This is a genomic window from Aureimonas sp. AU20 (assembly GCF_001442755.1).
In the GTDB taxonomy this organism is placed as follows: Bacteria; Pseudomonadota; Alphaproteobacteria; order Rhizobiales; family Rhizobiaceae; genus Aureimonas.
On record NZ_CP006367.1, the window covers coordinates 422659 to 439811 of the forward strand.

General features: G+C 68.5%; 17 protein-coding genes. 10 read left to right on the forward strand and 7 right to left on the reverse strand.

What is annotated here, in order from left to right:
- Positions 1–29: 29 nt before the first annotated feature.
- Positions 30–1700 carry an AMP-binding protein gene (locus tag M673_RS01895; protein ID WP_061973152.1) on the reverse strand — a complete coding sequence of 557 codons (1671 nt, stop codon included), beginning with the start codon at positions 1698–1700 and terminating at the stop codon, positions 30–32.
- Positions 1701–1901: 201 nt separating this feature from the next.
- On the opposite strand from M673_RS01895, the gene M673_RS01900 reads away from it, so the two are divergent.
- Both M673_RS01900 and M673_RS01905 read left to right on the forward strand, forming a co-directional pair.
- The gene (locus M673_RS01900) at positions 1902–3092 is read left to right on the forward strand and encodes a M20 metallopeptidase family protein (protein ID WP_061973154.1); all 1191 of its coding nucleotides are present in this window, start codon (positions 1902–1904) and stop codon (positions 3090–3092) included.
- A gap of 797 nt (positions 3093–3889) precedes the next feature.
- The gene (locus tag M673_RS01905; protein ID WP_061973156.1) at positions 3890–4417 is read left to right on the forward strand and encodes a gamma carbonic anhydrase family protein; all 528 of its coding nucleotides are present in this window, start codon (positions 3890–3892) and stop codon (positions 4415–4417) included.
- Between the two features lie 60 nt (positions 4418–4477).
- Here the strand turns inward: M673_RS01905 and M673_RS01910 are convergent, their stop codons facing one another.
- Positions 4478–4678 (reverse strand): heavy-metal-associated domain-containing protein, encoded by a 201-nt coding sequence (locus M673_RS01910; protein ID WP_061973157.1) that lies wholly within the window; start codon positions 4676–4678, stop codon positions 4478–4480.
- A 322-nt stretch (positions 4679–5000) separates the two neighbouring features.
- Here M673_RS01910 and M673_RS01915 point away from each other — a divergent pair, with 322 nt between their 5' ends.
- A complete protein-coding gene (locus M673_RS01915; RefSeq protein WP_061973159.1) occupies positions 5001–7478 on the forward strand; it encodes a heavy metal translocating P-type ATPase in 2478 nt (825 codons plus the stop codon).
- Positions 7479–7502: 24 nt separating this feature from the next.
- Here the strand turns inward: M673_RS01915 and M673_RS01920 are convergent, their stop codons facing one another.
- A complete protein-coding gene (locus M673_RS01920) occupies positions 7503–8321 on the reverse strand; it encodes a potassium channel family protein (RefSeq protein ID WP_061973161.1) in 819 nt (272 codons plus the stop codon).
- 286 nt (positions 8322–8607) lie between these two features.
- On the opposite strand from M673_RS01920, the gene M673_RS01925 reads away from it, so the two are divergent.
- Positions 8608–9288: an HAD family hydrolase gene (locus tag M673_RS01925; protein ID WP_061973162.1), complete on the forward strand. Its 681-nt coding sequence runs from the start codon at positions 8608–8610 to the stop codon at positions 9286–9288.
- Positions 9289–9452: 164 nt separating this feature from the next.
- Here M673_RS01925 and M673_RS01930 read toward each other — a convergent pair whose 3' ends face one another.
- Positions 9453–10172, reverse strand: a complete 720-nt coding sequence (locus M673_RS01930) for an SDR family NAD(P)-dependent oxidoreductase (protein ID WP_061973164.1) — start codon at positions 10170–10172, stop codon at positions 9453–9455.
- Positions 10173–10374: 202 nt separating this feature from the next.
- Positions 10375–11406: an aldo/keto reductase gene (locus tag M673_RS01935; protein WP_061973165.1), complete on the reverse strand. Its 1032-nt coding sequence runs from the start codon at positions 11404–11406 to the stop codon at positions 10375–10377.
- Between the two features lie 574 nt (positions 11407–11980).
- On the opposite strand from M673_RS01935, the gene M673_RS01940 reads away from it, so the two are divergent.
- Positions 11981–12322, forward strand: coding sequence for a hypothetical protein (locus M673_RS01940; RefSeq protein ID WP_061973167.1), 342 nt, complete (start codon positions 11981–11983; stop codon positions 12320–12322).
- 55 nt (positions 12323–12377) lie between these two features.
- On the forward strand, positions 12378–12737 hold the full coding sequence (locus M673_RS01945; RefSeq protein ID WP_061973168.1) for a hypothetical protein: 360 nt from the start codon (positions 12378–12380) through the stop codon (positions 12735–12737).
- A 147-nt stretch (positions 12738–12884) separates the two neighbouring features.
- On the opposite strand, the gene hslV is transcribed toward M673_RS01945, so the two are convergent.
- On the reverse strand, positions 12885–13445 hold the full coding sequence (hslV, locus tag M673_RS01950; protein WP_061977570.1) for an ATP-dependent protease subunit HslV: 561 nt from the start codon (positions 13443–13445) through the stop codon (positions 12885–12887).
- 356 nt (positions 13446–13801) lie between these two features.
- On the opposite strand from hslV, the gene hisB reads away from it, so the two are divergent.
- From hisB to hisA, 4 genes are read left to right on the forward strand one after another with little or no spacing between them, the layout of a single operon-like run.
- On the forward strand, positions 13802–14410 hold the full coding sequence (gene hisB, locus M673_RS01955; protein WP_061973170.1) for an imidazoleglycerol-phosphate dehydratase HisB: 609 nt from the start codon (positions 13802–13804) through the stop codon (positions 14408–14410).
- Positions 14411–14435: 25 nt separating this feature from the next.
- Positions 14436–14915 carry a DUF2628 domain-containing protein gene (locus M673_RS01960; protein ID WP_061973172.1) on the forward strand — a complete coding sequence of 160 codons (480 nt, stop codon included), beginning with the start codon at positions 14436–14438 and terminating at the stop codon, positions 14913–14915.
- A complete protein-coding gene (hisH, locus tag M673_RS01965; RefSeq protein WP_061973174.1) occupies positions 14915–15568 on the forward strand; it encodes an imidazole glycerol phosphate synthase subunit HisH in 654 nt (217 codons plus the stop codon). Before M673_RS01960 ends, hisH begins: the two co-directional genes overlap by 1 nt.
- The gene (gene hisA / locus M673_RS01970; RefSeq protein WP_061973176.1) at positions 15568–16302 is read left to right on the forward strand and encodes a 1-(5-phosphoribosyl)-5-[(5-phosphoribosylamino)methylideneamino]imidazole-4-carboxamide isomerase; all 735 of its coding nucleotides are present in this window, start codon (positions 15568–15570) and stop codon (positions 16300–16302) included. Before hisH ends, hisA begins: the two co-directional genes overlap by 1 nt.
- 67 nt (positions 16303–16369) lie before the next feature.
- Here the strand turns inward: hisA and M673_RS01975 are convergent, their stop codons facing one another.
- Positions 16370–16912, reverse strand: a complete 543-nt coding sequence (locus tag M673_RS01975) for a DUF4142 domain-containing protein (protein WP_061973178.1) — start codon at positions 16910–16912, stop codon at positions 16370–16372.
- Positions 16913–17153 lie beyond the last annotated feature (241 nt).

Consider the following 17153-nt stretch of genomic DNA (forward strand, 5'->3'; position numbering starts at 1 on the left):
CGACCGGGCCGGGCCGCCGGCCATGCCCGTCAGTCCCGCAGCGCGCGGCGCAGCACCTTGCCGACGCCGCTTTTGGGCAATTCGTCGCGGAACTCGATCTCGCGCGGGCGCTTGTAGCCGGTCAGGTTGTCGCGGCAATATTGCTTCACCGCGTCCTTGCTGAGGCTGGAGTCGGAGCGCACGAGGAAGAGCTTCACCGCCTCGCCGGAATTCTCGTCCGGCACGCCGATCGCCGCGGCCTCAGCCACCCCCGGCATGCGCGTCACCACGTCCTCGATCTCGTTGGGATAGACGTTGAAGCCGGACACGTTGATCATGTCCTTCTTGCGATCCACGATGCGGATCGCGCCCGTTTCGTCCATCACGCCGACATCGCCCGTCTTGAACCAGCCGTCCGGCGTGAAGGCGCGGCGCGTGTCTTCCGGCCGGTTCCAGTAGCCGGCCATGACCTGCGGCCCGCGAATGCCGATCTCGCCGGTCTGGCCGAGCGGCAGCTCGGTCTCGTCGTCGCCCAGGATGGCGAACTCGGTGGACGGCAGCGGATAGCCGATCGTGCCGGTGTAGTCCTTGCTGGTGACGATGTTGCAGGCTGCCGAGGGCGAGGTTTCCGACAGGCCGTAGCCCTCGCAGATGCTCGATCCCGTGAGCTTCAGCCACTGGTCGGCCGTGGCCCGCTGCACCGCCATGCCGCCGCCGACCGAAAGCACCAGCCGGCTCCAGTCGACGCTGCCGGCGTCCTTATGGCGGGCGATGGCGCCGAACAGCGTGTTGACGGCGGGAAAGAGATGGAAGGGCCCGCTGTTCAGCGCCTTGATGACGGCGGGGATGTCGCGCGGATTGGGGATCAGGAGGTTGCAGCCGCCCTGGCGCAGCGACAGCATCATGTTCACGGTGAAGCCGAAGATATGGTAGATCGGCAGGGCGCAGACCGTCACCACCGGCTCGCCCGCCGGCACCAGCCGCGTCGCCGGGGAGTTCCAAAGTTCGGACTGCAGCACGTTGGAGACGATGTTGCTGTTGGTCAGCGTCGCGCCCTTGGCGAGGCCCGTCGTGCCGCCGGTATATTGCAGCACCGCCGGCTCCTCGGGCGTGCGGCGCACCGGCTTGAAGTGCCCGGCCCGCCCCTGCTTCAGCGCGTCCCGCCAGCGCACCGCGCCGGGCAAGCTGTAGCGCGGCACCGCGCGCTTCACGTGGCGCAGCACGAAATTGACGAGATGCCCCTTGAGGCCCGGCAGCATGTCGCCGACTCCCGTCACCACGATATGCTCGACGCTCTTCACCTGAGGCCGGCACTGTTCCAGCGTATGGGCCATGTTCTCCAGCACCACCACCGCCCGCGCGCCGGAATCGTTCAGCTGGTGCTCGAGTTCGCGCGGCGTGTAGAGCGGGTTGGTGTTGACCACTACGAGCCCCGCCCGCACCGCGCCGGCCACCGCCACCGGATATTGGAAGACGTTCGGCATCATCAGCGCGATGCGATCGCCGGGCTTGAGGCCGAGGCCCTGGAGATAGGCGGCGAACTGGGCCGAGGCGCGGTCGAGCTGGGCATAGGTGAGGTCCACGCCCATCAGCCGGAAGGCCGGCCGCGTGGCGAAGCGCTCGAAGGCCTCGTTCAGAAGATCGGCCAGAGAGGCATAGGGGACCGGCCCCAGCTCTGCCGGCATGCCTTCGGGATAATGCGCCAGCCACGGCTTGTTCATGTCCGCTCCTCCCTGCCTCGTTGTCGAGGTCTCCCTCTATGACGTAGCGCAAGGCGCGCCGGAACAGAATACTCTTCCGTAAACGTCAATGTCATTTGTTCGCGCGCCTCGCCCTCGGGCTGGAAAACCGGGGCGAAACGCGGGACAAGACGGCTCGCGTGCGCCCGCGCCAAACCCGGGCGAAAGAGATGGGGCGATCGCATGAGCAGCAATCACATCGGGGCGCGGATCGAGGCCATCGCCGGCGAGATCGAGCCGGCGCTCGTCGCCATCCGGCGCGACCTTCACGCCCATCCCGAGCTCGCGCACGAAGAGGTGCGCACCAGCGGCGTGGTGGCGCGCGAGCTCGCCCGGCTCGGCGTGTCCCATCGCACCGAGGTCGGCGGCACCGGCGTCATGGGCACGATCGACACCGGCCGCCCCGGCCCGACCGTGCTCCTGCGCGCCGACATGGACGCCCTGCCGATCCAAGAACAGACCGGCCTTCCCTTCGCCTCCACCATCCCCGGCAAGATGCATGCCTGCGGCCACGACCTGCACACCGCCACGCTGATCGGCGTCGCCGAGGTGCTCCAGCGCATCGCCCCGCTTCTGTCGGGCCGCATCGAGCTGATGTTCCAGCCGGCGGAGGAAGTGTCCGACAGCGGCGCGGCCAGGATGATGGCCGACGGCGCGCTGGAGGGCGTCGACCTCGCGCTCGGCTTCCACAACTATCCCGGCGAGCCGGTCGGCAGCTTCTCCTTCGTGCCGGGCGTGGCCGGCGGCTCGTCGGACGAGTTCACGATTACGGTGAAGGGCCGCTCGGGTCATGCCGCGCGGCCCCATCTCGCCGCCGATCCGATCGTCGCGGCGGCGACGCTCGTCCTGCAGCTGCAGACCATCGTCTCGCGCGAGATGGACCCGATGCGCCCCATCGTGCTGACGCTCGGCGTCATCGAGGGGGGGCTGGCACCCAATATCATTCCCGATGCGGTGCGCCTTCGCGGCACGGTGCGCACCCATCTGGAAAGCGACCGGACGGCGATGGAGGAGGCGATCCGCCGCCACTGCGCCGGCGTGTCCGCCTCGCTGCGCGTCGACTGCGCGCTGGAATGGGAGCGCGGCACGCCGCCGCTGGTCAGCAATGAGGGCGTGATGCGGGCGACGCTGCGCGCGGTGGAGAGCCATTTCGGCAAGGACGCCCTCCTCCAGGCCCGCCCTTCGCTCGGCGCGGAGGATTTCGCGCTGATCGGCGAGAAGGTGCCTGCTTTCCAGCTCGGCATCGGCGCGATGACGCCGGGGCGGCGGGACGAGTTGCACAATTCGGACTACCAGCCGGACGAGCGCGCCATCCGCAACGGCGTCGTCGCCCTCTCCCTCGCCGCCTGCGAACTGCTCAGCCCCAGCGTCTGAGAGCGTTTGACGAGCCGGTCGCCTCGGTCCGCCGGCGATTTCCCGCTGTGCTGCTGGGCGAGCCCGGCCGCACGGAGAACCTTTGCCGATCTTCGCAGATGCGCCCTCGCATCCCTCCGGCTGGGCGGCCCGCCGCCGCGTTGTCGAACAGTCTCCGGGCTGATGCCGGCTTATCAGGCGAGGCGCAACTCGCTACCGGGCGGCCGTCTCGACTTGCGTTGGGTTGGACGGTCAAAGACTTGCAGCGCGAGCAGGAGCGCCGACCTCGCCTGAGGCCGTCGGCCCTCATCGAACCGAAGCGCGACTTGTCGTCGGCTCGCATCCGTCACGAAAAGCGCGAGCGGCGAAAGCGGTGAAAAGTCCTGCGGTCGACCGGCAGGCTCCTGCCCATACTTTCCGACGCGCCATCGCATCATGGAGGTTCGGCGCCGCGCGAGTGTCGGAACATCATTCGGCAGCTCGCCGTCGCGTTGTCGAACCGTCTCCGAGCGGACGCCGGCTTATCGGAGGAGGCGCGGATGCTAAGCGGCACGAACTCATTTGGGGTAGTTTGGCGAGCGAAGACTTGCCACACGAGCGGAAGAGCCGGCTTTGCTTGAGACCGTCGACCCCTCGGTGAACCGAAGCCAGACTCGTCGTCGGCTCGCATCCGCCGCGAAAGCACAAGCGGTGAAGGCGAGGACTATTCCAACCATCAGTCCGCAGGCCTCTTGCCCGGCACGCCGGGTTTCACCGAGGCGCGTCCCGGATGTAAGCTGACCGGCGCCCCGCCCATCCACCCCTGCCGAGAAGACCCGATGCCCGTCTATGCGCTCGACGACCTCACCCCCCGCCTGCCGCCGGAGAACCGCCTTTATCTCGCGCCCGACGCCCATGTGATCGGGGACGTGTCGCTCGGCGAGGATGTCGGCATCTGGTTCGGCGCGGTGCTGCGGGGCGATCGGGCCTCGATCACCGTCGGCCCGCGCAGCAACATCCAGGAAGGGGCCATGCTGCATGTCGACCCCGGCTTTCCGCTGACGATCGGCACCGGTTGCACGATCGGCCACCATGCCGTCGTCCATGGCTGCACGATCGGCGACAACACGCTGATCGGCATGGGCGCGACGGTTCTGAACGGCGCGCGCATCGGCGCCAACTGCCTGGTCGGCGCCGGCGCGCTGGTGACCGAGGGCAAGGAGTTCCCGGACGGCTCGCTCATCGTCGGCGTTCCCGCCAAGCTCGTGCGCCCGCTGGACGAAGCGGCGCTGGCCGGTCTCAAGCGCTCGGCCGCGACCTATGTCGAGAACGCCGAACGGTTTCGAAACGGGCTGCGGCGGCTGTAGGCTGAGCCCGCCCAAGGTGGCGGGGTCCGTGGCCCTACGCCCCCAAGCCGAAGACAGGGATCAGCGCGACAGGATCTGCGAGGGATAGCCGGCCTGCGCCAGCGCGGCGAGCAGCGCCTCGCCGCTTGCTGCCGTCGTCACCTCCGCCGTGCCGCCGGGCCGGTCCACCACCACTTCGGCTCCCGGGTCGACCCGCTGGATGGCCCGCGTCACCGAGCGCGCGCAGCCCTCGCAGCTCATGTCCTCGATGCTGAGTTTCATGTCCGTCCTCTCCGTTTCGAGTCGAAACATGGGGGGCGATGCCCCCGCTCGGCAAGGCCTGGAAAGCCTCACACCGGCGCCCCTTGACCTTCCCGCGCGGGAGGCTTCCATCTGAAGGGGGCGGCCCCAACGGGCCTGCGGTTCACGAGTGACCGACAGCCCTCCGGGGTGGAGGGTGGTCGAGGACTTTCGCTGAGGGTGGGACGCGCGGCTTGCGGGAACGCAAGCCTTCGAGCGATCCCGATGCCCACGGCGAAACGATCCGGCCAGCCGCCCCGGAGGGTCCGTCGGGCGCTCCATCCCATCCGCCGGAACAGCTGCCATGACCCAGACGCTCCCCACCCGCTCTCCCGCCGACTCGCTCGTCTTGCCCGTCGAAGGCATGAGCTGCGCCTCCTGCACGGGCCGGGTGGAGCGCGCGCTCGCGGCCGTGCCGGGCGTCTCGCAGGCTTCGGTCAATCTCGCGACCGGCGAGGCGACGGTTCGCTTTGCCGGCAAAGCTGATGCCGGGGTCGCCATCCGCGCGGTGGAGGAGGCCGGCTACGACGTGCCCCCGCGCCGCCTCGCCTTCACGGTCGAGGGCATGAGCTGCGCGTCCTGCACTGGGCGCGTGGAGCGCGCGCTCAACGCCGTGCTTGGCGTCTCGGAGGCGTCGGTCAATCTCGCGACGGGCGAGGCCCATGTCGCGGCCTCGCCGGCCGTCGGCCCGGACGATCTCGTCGCCGCGATCGAGGCGGCAGGCTACGACGCGCGCCTGCGGGACGACACGCCGCCCACCGCGCGGCGGGACGAGGCGCGGGCGCGCAGCGAGGCCGAAACCCGCGCCCTCAAGCATCGCGCGCTTCTGGCGCTGGCGCTCGCCGCCCCGCTCTTCGTCCTGGAAATGGGCGGCCATCTCGTGCCCGCGCTTCATCATGCCGTCGCCGCCGGCATCGGGACGCAAACCAGCTGGCTCCTGCAATTCGGGCTTGCCAGCGTCATCCTCTTCGGCCCGGGTCTTCGCTTCTATCGAATCGGTCTGCCGCTCCTGTTCAAGGGCGCACCGGACATGAACTCTCTGGTCGCGATCGGCACGCTCGCCGCCTATTCCTATTCCGCCCTCGCAACCTTCGCCCCCACGCTTCTGCCGCCCGATGCCCGCCATGTCTATTTCGAGGCGGCGGCGGTGATCGTGGCGCTGGTGCTGCTCGGCCGCTGGATGGAGGCGCGCGCCAGGGGGCGCACGGGCGAGGCGATCCGCGCCCTCGCCCGTCTCCAGCCCACTGAAGCCGAGCGGATCGGGCCGGATGGAGCGCGCACGCGCGTTCCCGTTTTGCAGCTGCGCGCGGGAGATCGGGTCGCAATCCGCCCCGGCGAGCGGGTGCCGGCCGATGGCGCTGTGGAGGAAGGCGAAAGCTTCGTCGACGAGTCCATGCTGACCGGCGAGCCCGCGCCCGTCGCCAAGACGCCCGGCGCGCCGCTCACCGGCGGCACGGTGAACGGCGCCGGCGCCCTGACCCTGCGGGTCGAGAAGACCGGCGCGGACACGGTTCTGTCGGGCATCCTGCGCATGGTGGAAGAGGCGCAGGGCGGCAAGCTGCCGATCCAGGCGCTGGTGGATCGGGTGACGCTGCGCTTCGTGCCGGCGGTGATCGCCGTCTCGCTTCTGACCTTCGCGCTGTGGATGATCTTCGGCCCCGCCCCCGCCCTGCCCCAGGCGCTCAGCGCGGCGGTGGCGGTTCTCATCATCGCCTGCCCCTGCGCCATGGGTCTGGCGACGCCGACCTCGATCCTGGTCGGAACAGGTCGCTCGGCGGCGCGCGGCATCCTGTTCCGGCGCGGCGAGGCGCTTCAGGCGCTGGCCGAGGTCCGGCTCGTCGCCTTCGACAAGACCGGCACGCTGACGCTCGGCCATCCCACGCTGGAGCGGATCGTCCCCGCCCCGGGCGTCAGCGAGAAGGACGCGCTGCGCTTTGCAGCCTCCGCCGAAGCGCGCTCGGAGCACCCGGTCGCCCACGCCCTGACGCAGGTCGCCACCGCTCAAGGTCTGGCGCTGGCGCCCGCCACCGCCGTCTCGGCCCTGCCGGGCCTTGGCCTTCGTGCCGAGGTCGAGGGGCGACGCGTCGAGATCGGCGCGGCGCGCTTCATGGCGACGCTCGGCCTTTCCACCTCCCGCTTCGACGCCGAGGCCGAGGCGCTGGCGGCCAGCGGCGCGACGCCCGTCTTTCTCGCGCTGGACGGCGTTCTGGCGGCACTCTTCTGCGTCAGCGATCCGCTGCGCGAGGACGCGGCGGAGGCCGTCTCCGCCCTTCACCGTGCCGGGGTGAAGACCGCTCTTGTCAGCGGCGACGATCGGCGCACGGCGTCGAGCGTCGCGCGCCGGCTGGGAATCGACATCGTGGTCGCCGAGGTGCTGCCGGAGGGCAAGGTCGAGGCGGTGAAGCAGCTTCGGCGCGAGCACGGCCGCGTTCTCTTCGTCGGAGACGGCATCAACGACGCGCCGGCTCTGGCCGTCGCCGATGTCGGCATGGCGATCGGTTCGGGAACGGATGTCGCGATCGAGGCGGCGGACGTGGTGCTCGTCGCGCCCTCGCCCGGCAACGTGCCCCGCGCGCTGGCCCTCTCGCGCTCCACCCTGCGCAACATCCGCCAGAATCTCGGCTGGGCCTTCGGCTACAACGTCATCCTCATTCCGCTCGCCGCCGGCGCGCTCACCCCCGCTTTCGGCCTGTCGCTCTCGCCGGTCTGGGCAGCGGGCGCCATGGGCCTGTCGAGCACGCTGGTTCTTCTCAACGGCCTGCGCGCCGGGCGCGGGGCGTGAGGTTTCACGTGAAACAGCGCCCGGTCAGTCCGCGCCCTCGTCGGGAATGGCGAGGATGTGGCCGCAGGCCTTGCAGTGCACGGCATCCGGCTCGTGCCGCTGCAGGGCACATTTCGGACAAGGGAAGAAGACCTTGTAGGGTTTGAACAGCGCCTGGGCGAGCCGCACGAAGAGCGAGATGCCGACGATCATGGTGACGATCGCCGTCAGCTTGCCCGCCGTGCCGGGCAGCGTGATGTCGCCGAAACCCGTGGTCGTCACGGTCGCGACCGTGAAGTAGAGCGCGTCGACATAGCCCTCCAGGCCCGAGCCGTCCTCGGCGAAGAACGTGTAGATGAAACCGGTGATGAGGAAGAGGCAGGTCAGGAGGTTGATCGAGGCGCGCCCGACATCCTCCCATTCCCGGTAGCCCCGCCGGCGCAGCGAGCGCCAGAACAGATCGTTCTTCGACAGGGTCCAGAGCCGCAGAATGCGCAGGAAGCCGAGATTGGCGAAGGTCAGCGGCGCCAGCAGCGTGGCGAGCACGACGAAGTCGACCCAGACCGTCGGCCGCAGGATCCAGGCTCGGAACGAGCGCGCCGCCAGCGCCCGCGCCGAAAGATCCACCGCCAGAAGCACGGCGATGGAATAGTCGATCCACAGAAAGCTCGGCCGCCCTTCCAGAACGGGCGCGAAGATGAAGAACACGATGATCGCGAGATCGACCGTGCCCACCGCCCACTGAAACCGCTCCGCCCTCGGCTCGTCGCCGACATAGAGCGCCCGCAGCGTCTCGCGCCATTTCGCATGGCGGACGGACGGTTGCGGGCGGGCGGAAGGGCGTCGGGAAAGCGGCTTGTCCATGATGGGCGATGTAGCACTCCAAGAGCGCTTACGCAGGGCCGGCCGCGTCTTTGATCGGGCGGCCTTTCAAAGGGCGCGCCGACCTTGGTCGAGGCATCTACGAACCTTCTCGCCCAGGCCTCATTTTCACCGAAGCGTCACGGCCGTGACATCGGAACCCGTTAGCCGCTTTTCAAAACCCGCCGAGCCGTCTCGCCAAGGCGTTGCGACCGACTTCGATCTGTCTTCGCGCCAATGGTCCAAGGGCAATCGGTCGCGCAAGGCCAAGAGCGAAGGCACGAGGCGAATGACCCTATCCAGCCCCAAGACCTTCGATCTGGTGATCTTCGATTGCGACGGCGTGCTGATCGACAGCCAGGCCATCCAGAACCGAGTGGACGCCGCCGAACTGAGCCGGTTAGGTTTCGAGGCAACGGCCGACGATCTGGCCCACCGGTTCCTCGGCATGACGACCAAGGACGTTCAGGCTTATGTCGAAAGGGCTTTGGGGCGTCCCCTGCCGGAGGATTTCGAAGCTGCGCGAGACCGTTTGGTGGAAGCGGCCTATCGCACCGAATTGCGGGCCATGGCCGGCATTGCCGACTTGCTGGCGGAGTTCGAACTGCCGTTCTGCGTGGCATCCAACGCGCGCCTCGCCCCGCTGCAGCAGGTCTTGAACTTGACGGGCCTCTTGTCGTTCTTCGAACCGCATGTCTTCGGTGTCGATCTCGTGGCCCGTCCCAAACCGGCCCCCGACCTCTTTCTCCATGCAGCGGCCCAAATGGGCGTCGACCCCTCGCGATGTCTCGTCATTGAGGACAGCGAGACGGGCGTTCGGGCCGCGAAGGCCGCGGGGATGCCGGTCCTCGGTTTCCATGGCGGCGGCCATTGCTACCCCGGATACGAAGCGCGTCTGACCGAAGCGGGCGCATTCGCGACGTTCAAGCGCATGACCGAGTTGCCGACGTTTCTTCGCCTCTCGGCCTGAGCATCGGTCCGGGGGAACCGGACGCGAACGGCAAAGGGGCCTGGCTTCCTAAAAGCCGCTCGGGCGAAAAACATGCCGATCGGATTCAGCGATCGCGGTCAGCCGATCGCCTGCGCGGATGATCGGTCGAACTCGGAACGGGTTGAAAGCTCCGCCCACCTCCCTCAAGGCACGATCCGCTGCCCGTCCCAGGCGAAGCAGCCGCCGCTGTCTTCCGGGGTGAGGCCGGCGAGGACGCGCAGGAGATGGCCGGCCGCCGTTGACGGCGAAACCGTGGGGGCGTTGCGGGCGAAGGGGGCGCTGAGGCCGGTTTCCACGGTGCCGGGATGCAGCGCGACGCAGAAGGCCTCCGGGTGCGTGCGTTTGAGTTCCAGGCTCAGCGTCTGGACGACCATGTTCAGCGCCGCCTTGGAGGCGCGGTAGCCGACCCAGCCGCCGAGCCGATTGTCGCCGATCGACCCGACGCGGGCCGACAGCGCGGCGAAGGCCGCGCGCCCCTCGCGCGGCAGAAGCGGCAGCATGTGCTTGGCGACCAGCGCCGGGCCGGTGGCGTTCACCGCGAAGAGCCGCGCCAGCGCCTGGGGGTCGATCTGCCGCCAAGTCTTTTCCGGCTGGACGCCCTCGCCATGCAGAAGCCCGGTCGCGACCAGCACGAGATCGGGCGCCCCCGCCTCGGCAAGGCTCCGCGCCGCAGTGGCGATCGAGGCCTCGTCCAAGAGGTCGATCCGCCCGGCGCGGATCGCGGGATGCGCGGGCGCGGCGCCTGAGCGCGAAAAGGCCGAGACATCCGCCCCGCCCTCCGCAAGCGCCAGCGCCAGCGCGCCGCCGACCCCGCCCGAAGCGCCGATCACGACGGCGCGGCGAAAAGGCGAGACGGCGCTCACCCGCCGCGCCCTCGCCTTGCGGCCCGTTGCGGACGGCTGGCACGCCGGCATCCAGCGTAGCGACTGACGCTCGCTCCGGCCCGCCGCGCCAAGCCTTGCCGACCGGCCGCACCGCGCCGGTCGCCCGAGGCCGGCCGCCTCTGCGAAGCCGGTGCCGGGCCGAACGGTTGCACCCGACTGAGCGAAAGGCGCCCCAGCGCCGTCACCAGCGCGTCGGCTTCGGGTTGCGCTCGTCGAAATCCTTCTGGTGCCAGTAGGGATAGACCGGCTCGCGATGCGAAGCCTTGTCGAGGCGCTTCACCTGATCGGCCGAGAGGCTCCAGCCGACCGCGCCGAGATTCTGCTTGAGCTGTTCCTCGTTGCGCGCGCCGACAACGATGTTGCAGACGCCAGGGCGCTGGAGAAGCCAGTTCAGCGCCACCTGCGCGACGCTCTTGCCCGTCTCGGCCGCCACCGCGTCTAGCGCGTCCACCACGTCGTAGACGGCCTCGTCCGACACGGGCGGGCCGCCCACCGCGCCGCCCGAGGCGATGCGCCCGTCCTTGCTCTGCTGGCCGCGACGGATCTTTCCGGTGAGCCGGCCCCAGCCGAGCGGGCTCCAGACCATGAGCCCGACGCCCTGGTCGAGCCCGAGCGGCATGAGCTCCCACTCGTAGTCGCGCCCGATCAGCGAATAGTAGCCCTGATAGGCGACATAGCGGGCGAGCCCATATTTCTCGGAGGTCGCGAGCGACTTCATCAGGTGCCAGCCCGAGAAGTTGGAGGCGCCGATATAGGAGATCTTGCCGGCGGTGATAAGATCGTCCAGCGCCCGCAGCGTCTCGTCCACCGGCGTCGACGCGTCGAACCCGTGCATGAAATAGACGTCGATATGGTCCGTCTCCAGCCGCTTGAGGCTGGCCTCGCAGGCGCGCACGAGATGGTGGCGCGACGAGCCGACTTCGTTCGGCCCCTCGCCGCTGCGGAAGGTCGCCTTGGTCGAGATCAGGACGCGCTCGCGCTTGCCCTTGAGCGCCTGGCCCAGCACCTCTTCCGAAACGCCGGCGGAATAAACGTCGGCCGTGTCGAAGAAGTTGACGCCGTGGTCGAGGCAGAGATCCACCATGCGGGACGCATCCGCCACGTCCGTGGCGCCCCAGCGCTGGAAGAACTCGTTCGACCCGCCGAAGGTGGCCGTGCCGAGGCTGAGAACGGGCACTTTCAGGCCGGATTGGCCGAACCGCCGATACTCCATGGGATGGGCTCCTTGTCAGCGGCTTAAGCCGGGCCTCGCCCGCCGCCATCCGCTCTATTAGAAGGCCGACTTAGCGCCTGGCGGGGTGCGGGGAAGGGCGGGCGCGGGTTAGAAACGCGGCTTGGCGGAGATGAGGACGAAGCCGCCTCGGGAGGAAATCTGCCGCATAGTTTGGCCCGGTGTCTCGTCGTCGGAAGCAGAGCTTCCGGCTCCTGAGCGACGTTCCCCATCAAGCGATCACCTTGAATGATGCTAAGGCCTGAGAACAGGTAAACCCTCCGCTGGCGGGGCAACCTTTTCGTCCGCTCGGCAACTGTCACACGCCTGAATTGTTCGCCGATGTTTCTGTTTGTGATCGCAAATGTCGCGCTTCCACTCCGTAGCCTGAGGCGCAGGCCTTGACTTCACGCACGTTCTCACACACCCCTGACGCGAAATTTCGTCCGATCCACTGACCAGCGACACTGAGCTTTCGAGAGTTGCCTTCGGCGTGGCGAACACGGCGGCGCGGCTTCGCAGGCTCGTGTGCGAGAGCGCGCCGAGACCGATGACCCCACACAATCCGACGACGGGAATGAAGAGCTTCAAAGCGGCCTTGGCGGTGAGCGGCCTCATGCTTCTTGGCGGCTGCGTAAGCGCCACGCAATATGCCGCGACCTCGGAGGCCTTGAAGGGCAGCCCGGCTCTTCGGCGCGACGGGGTCGAGAGCTGCATCAAGCGCAATCGCGTCACGCCCGCGCAGAAGGATCTCATGCGCAAGCTGATGAATCTCGCGCCGGGCAGCAATGTCGACCGGGTCGCCTGCGAGCGGCTGATCGGCGGCATAGCGTCGGGCAGGCTCACCCATGAGGACTACCGGAACACGGTAACGGGCCACGTGACCCCGCAGGTCATCCGCGTTCTTCAGGCCCGGTAGACTCCGGCCAGGGCATTCCGATGCCGACCGACCGCGAAAGAATAGGACGAGAACGATGAGCCTTCCGCGACCCCTCCTGCCGACCATGGCGGTGGGATGCCTCATGCTGCTCGGCGGCTGCACGACCTCCACGGACTACGCGGCCGCCTCGGAAGCGATGCGCAACAGCCCCGCGCTTCTGGCCGACCGGATCGACGCCTGCACCAAGTCCTATCGTGCCTCGCCGGCCGAAACGAACAGCCTGCGCCAGGAAATGAAGCTTCCCGTCGGAACGAGCGAGGCGACCGTCGCCTCGACGGCCTGCTGGCGGGGCCTCACCGCCATCGCGCAAGGCCGCATGACCTATGACGACTTCATGACGCTGTTCACGGAAATGCCCAGGCCGATCGTCTACCGCGTCATACAAGGTCGCTGAGGGCGCGGCACATCCATCAAGACGTTTTCGCCACGTGGCGGGGACGGCCACCTTGCCCTCCCCGCCGCTTGAAAACCTGCAAGGTCAGGGGAAGGGCTCCGTGAAACAGACGGGGCCGCCGCCACGCCGCAGCCCTCCGCTTCAACCTCACACCTCGGATTCGAGGCTTTCCAGCACCACGTTGTCGTTGGTGTAGATGCAGATCTCGCCCGCGATCTTCATCGCCCGGCGCGCGATCTCCTCGGCGCCGAAATCTGTCTCGGCCAGGGCGCGCGCCGCCGCAAGGGCGTAGTTGCCGCCCGAGCCGATCGCCATCACGCCGTTCTCGGGCTCCAAGACGTCGCCATTGCCGGTCAGCGTCAGCGTCACCTGCCGGTCCGCCACGATCATCATCGCCTCCAGCCGCCGGAGATAGCGATCCGTGCGCCAGTCCTTGGCCAGTTCCACACAGGCGCGCGTCAGCTGGTCGGGATATTGCTCGAGCTTCGCCTCCAGCCGCTCCAGAAGCGTGAACGCGTCCGCCGTCGCGCCCGCGAAGCCCGCGATCACCTGCCCGTTCTTGCCGAGCCGGCGCACCTTCTTCGCGTTGCCCTTCATCACCGTGTTGCCCAGCGACACCTGCCCGTCGCCCGCCACCACCACCACGCCGTTCTTGCGAACGGTCACGATCGTCGTGGAATACATCTGCGCGGGATCGTGGCGTTCCATCATCTCTCATGCCCTTTCAACCAAACTCCGGCCCCATATGGGTGGCCAGGGGCACCCGCGCCAAGGGGGCGGGCGTGGGTCGTGGGCAAGGCGGGGCTGCCGCCCCGAACCCCGCCCGGGGCCTGACGCCCCGGAGCCCCCGCTTTCCTTTGGGACTCTTTTCCGAAGTTCGGGAGGGCCTGCGGTCCTCCCGAACTTCGGACACAAGCTCGAAAGGAAACGGGGTCCAGGGGCCTCGGCCCCTGGCAGGGGTGCAGGGGACGGCCGTCCCCTGCCTTCCCCCACGCCCGCGCCCCCTTGGCGCGCGGCCCTCGGCCCCTGTATGAAGCCAGAAGGACGGATACGAGGATCAGGGCATGAGCGGCACGGCGGGTCGGCGCGACGGGGCGGTGGAGCGGGCGACGAAGGAAACGCAGATCCGCGTGGCGGTGGATCTCGACGGGCAGGGCCGGGCGAGCGTGGCGACGGGCGTCGGCTTCTTCGACCATATGCTGGACCATCTGGCGCGCCATTCCTTGATGGACATCCGGGTCGAGGCCAAGGGCGATCTCCATGTGGACGATCACCACACGGTGGAGGATGTCGGCATCGCGCTGGGTCAGGCGATCCGCCAGGCGATGGGCGAGCGGCGGGGCATCCGGCGCTATGCCTCGCTGGATCTGGCGATGGACGAGACGCTGACGCGCGCGGCGGTGGACGTGTCGGGCCGGCCCTTCCTTGTGTTCCGCACGCGCTTTCCGACCGAGAAGATCGGCACGTTCGACACGCAGCTGGTGCGCGAGTTCTTCCAGGCCTTCGCGATGAACGCCGGGCTGACGCTGCATATCGAGACGCTCTACGGCGAGAACTCGCACCACATCGCCGAGACCTGCTTCAAGGCGGTGGCGCGGGTCTTGGGCGACGCGTTGCAGATCGACGCGCGGCAGGCCGATCTCGTACCCTCCACCAAGGGCGTTCTGGCATGAGGAGCCGGATGAAAGGCGGGGGCGCATGAAGCGGTTTCGCGTCTTCGAGCCGGCGAGCGCGGCGGGCGCCAGCGACGAGGCGCGCTTCGTGCGGGACGGGTTCTCGTTCTGGGCCTTTCTCGTTCCCGCGCTCTGGCTTCTGTGGAACCGCCTGTTTCTGGCGGCCATCGCCGTCTTCGCGCTGCAGGTGCTGATCGGCTGGCAGGGGCGCGCGGAGGGCTTCCTCGTGGCCGAGTTCGCGCTGTCGCTGCTCTTGGGGCTGCTCGTCGCGCTGGAGGGCCCGAGCCTTCGCGCCTGGAAGCTCAGGCGCCAGGGCTGGCGCGAGACGGCGGCGCTGCTGGCGAGTGACCCGGCGGAAGCGGAGCTGCGCTACTACGCGGCGATGGAACGGGACGGAGCGGGCGAGACGCGAACGCTCTCGGCCACCGACGTCGCCTCCCTCGCCAATCTTGCTGCCGAGCGCGCCTTGATCCAACAGGCGCGCGCTTCTTCGGACCCGACCTGATGCCGACACTTGCGATCATCGACTACGGATCGGGCAATCTCCGCTCCGCCACCAAGGCCTTCGAGCGCGCGGCGCGCGAGGCCGAACTCGACATGGACATCCGGCTGACGGACGATCCGAGGATCGTGCGCGAGGCCGACCGCGTCGTGCTGCCCGGCGTCGGCGCCTATGCCGATTGCCGCGCGGGGCTGCGCGCGGTGGAGGGCATGGAGGAGGCGCTGCTCCATGCCGTGGAGCGCCAGGGGCGGCCGTTCCTCGGCATCTGCGTCGGCATGCAGCTCATGGCCGAGCGCGGGCTGGAAAAGACGATCACGCCGGGCTTCGGCTGGATCAGCGGCGACGTGGAGCCGATCGTGCCGAGCGACCCGAAGCTGAAGGTTCCGCAGATCGGCTGGAACACGATCGAAGTGCGCCACGACCACGCCTTGCTCGCCGGCATCCCGACGGGGGACGCGGGCCTGCACGCCTATTTCGTGCATTCCTACCATCTCGTGCCGCGCGAGGAGGCGCAGGTCATCGCCACGGTCGACTACGGCGGCCCGGTCACCGCCATCGTGGCGAACGGCAACAAGCTCGGCACCCAGTTCCACCCCGAAAAGAGCCAGACCCTCGGTCTGGCGCTTCTCGCCAACTTCCTGAAGTGGAAGCCCTGATGCCCATTCTCTTTCCCGCCATCGATCTGAAGGATGGCGAATGCGTGCGCCTGAAGCTCGGGCTGATGGAGGAGGCGACGGTCTACAACGCCGATCCGGCGGCGCAGGCGCTGAGCTTCAAGCACCAGGGCTTCACGCATCTGCACGTGGTCGATCTCAATGGCGCCTTCGAAGGGCGGGCGGTGAACGCTGAGGCGGTGGACGCGATCCTCGCCAGCGTCGGCGGCGACATGAAGGTGCAGCTCGGCGGCGGCATCCGGCGCATGGAGGATATCGAGCGCTGGCTGGACAAGGGCCTGTCGCGCGTCATTCTCGGCACCGTGGCGGTGCGCGATCCCGATCTGGTGCGCGAGGCGGCCCGGCGCTTTCCCGGCAAGATCGCCGTCGGCATCGACGCCAAGGGCGGCTATGTCGCGGTGGAGGGCTGGGCGGAATCCTCGACGCTGACCGCGATCGATCTCGCCCGCCGCTTCGAGGACGCCGGCGTTTCCGCCGTGATCTACACCGATATCGACCGCGACGGCATTCTGGCCGGCATCAACTGGGCGTCCACCATCGAGCTGGCCCAGGCCGTCGGCATTCCGGTGATCGCCTCCGGGGGCCTTGCCTCCATGGCGGATATCGACACGCTGGCGAGCCCGGAGGCGACGATCCTGGAAGGCGCCATCACCGGCCGCGCGCTCTATGACGGGCGCATCGACCCGGCCGAAGCGCTGGGCCGGCTGACGCTCTAATGCCAAAAAAGGGCAGGCGCCTCGCGGCCCCTGCCCTTGTCTGATCGAGACGAAGCCGTGTCGCGCGTTACGCGGCGCGGACCTTGCCCAGCATCTCACGATGCATTTCCAGCGTCGGCAGCGTCTGCGCGGCGAAGGTCTTCACCGGGCCGGTCTCGCCGTTCTGCGAATAGCCCTGGAACAGCCCGATCGTCTCGTCATGCGCGGCAAGCTGCTGCTGGAGATAGAGCGCGCTGAACTGCGCGCCGGAGGCGGCGCGGAGCTGCTCCAGCATCTGCTCGTGCTTGGGGTCGAGCCGGCTCGGCAGATCGCTCTTCGGGCCAGCGGCGAGTGCGGCCTTCAGATCGGCGCCGGCTTTGGTGTGGTCGTCGATCATGTGCTGGGCAAAGCGCTTGACCTCCGCGCTGCTCGACTTTTCCAGCGCGAGCTTGCTGGACTCGATCTCGAACATGTTGGACGAAACGGCCATGCGAACGAAGTCGTCCTGCCCGGTCGCGGCCTTGATGTTGGTCGGCGAGCCGGCGGCGGGAGTGACGGCCTGCTGGGCCTGCGCGGCGATCGGCATGGCGAGCATGGTCGACAGGGCGGCGAGAGCGATGATCTTTTTCATGGGGTTTCCTCGAATGTGCGGCGCCAGCGCCTGAGGCTGGCTGTCGGGGTTTCAACGGCGCATTCGAGGGCTCGTTCCGTCGCGCACTAAGCAATTGTTAAGTCTTACACATTGTTTCACGTGAGACACGGGCAGGCGGTTCCCGCTGCGGCCGCCTGGAAAATCGGCTCGGCTGGGCATGAGAGGACGATGCAGCCTCCGCCCCACGACACCTATCCGACAGTTCGGTCTACGACTTCGC

Bases quoted from the DNA above. Each gene is read 5' to 3' on its own strand.
- hisH (WP_061973174.1), top strand. From the start codon at position 14,915: ATGCCGACACTTGCGATCATCGACTACGGATCGGGCAATCTCCGCTCC.
- hslV (WP_061977570.1), bottom strand. From the start codon at position 13,445: ATGGAACGCCACGATCCCGCGCAGATGTATTCCACGACGATCGTGACC.
- hisA (WP_061973176.1), top strand. From the start codon at position 15,568: ATGCCCATTCTCTTTCCCGCCATCGATCTGAAGGATGGCGAATGCGTG.
- M673_RS01960 (WP_061973172.1), top strand. From the start codon at position 14,436: ATGAAGCGGTTTCGCGTCTTCGAGCCGGCGAGCGCGGCGGGCGCCAGC.
- M673_RS01910 (WP_061973157.1), bottom strand. From the start codon at position 4,678: ATGAAACTCAGCATCGAGGACATGAGCTGCGAGGGCTGCGCGCGCTCG.
- M673_RS01900 (WP_061973154.1), top strand. From the start codon at position 1,902: ATGAGCAGCAATCACATCGGGGCGCGGATCGAGGCCATCGCCGGCGAG.
- M673_RS01925 (WP_061973162.1), top strand. From the start codon at position 8,608: ATGACCCTATCCAGCCCCAAGACCTTCGATCTGGTGATCTTCGATTGC.
- M673_RS01920 (WP_061973161.1), bottom strand. From the start codon at position 8,321: ATGGACAAGCCGCTTTCCCGACGCCCTTCCGCCCGCCCGCAACCGTCC.
- M673_RS01945 (WP_061973168.1), top strand. From the start codon at position 12,378: ATGAGCCTTCCGCGACCCCTCCTGCCGACCATGGCGGTGGGATGCCTC.
- M673_RS01905 (WP_061973156.1), top strand. From the start codon at position 3,890: ATGCCCGTCTATGCGCTCGACGACCTCACCCCCCGCCTGCCGCCGGAG.
- M673_RS01940 (WP_061973167.1), top strand. From the start codon at position 11,981: ATGAAGAGCTTCAAAGCGGCCTTGGCGGTGAGCGGCCTCATGCTTCTT.
- hisB (WP_061973170.1), top strand. From the start codon at position 13,802: ATGAGCGGCACGGCGGGTCGGCGCGACGGGGCGGTGGAGCGGGCGACG.
- M673_RS01915 (WP_061973159.1), top strand. From the start codon at position 5,001: ATGACCCAGACGCTCCCCACCCGCTCTCCCGCCGACTCGCTCGTCTTG.
- M673_RS01935 (WP_061973165.1), bottom strand. From the start codon at position 11,406: ATGGAGTATCGGCGGTTCGGCCAATCCGGCCTGAAAGTGCCCGTTCTC.
- M673_RS01895 (WP_061973152.1), bottom strand. From the start codon at position 1,700: ATGAACAAGCCGTGGCTGGCGCATTATCCCGAAGGCATGCCGGCAGAG.
- M673_RS01975 (WP_061973178.1), bottom strand. From the start codon at position 16,912: ATGAAAAAGATCATCGCTCTCGCCGCCCTGTCGACCATGCTCGCCATG.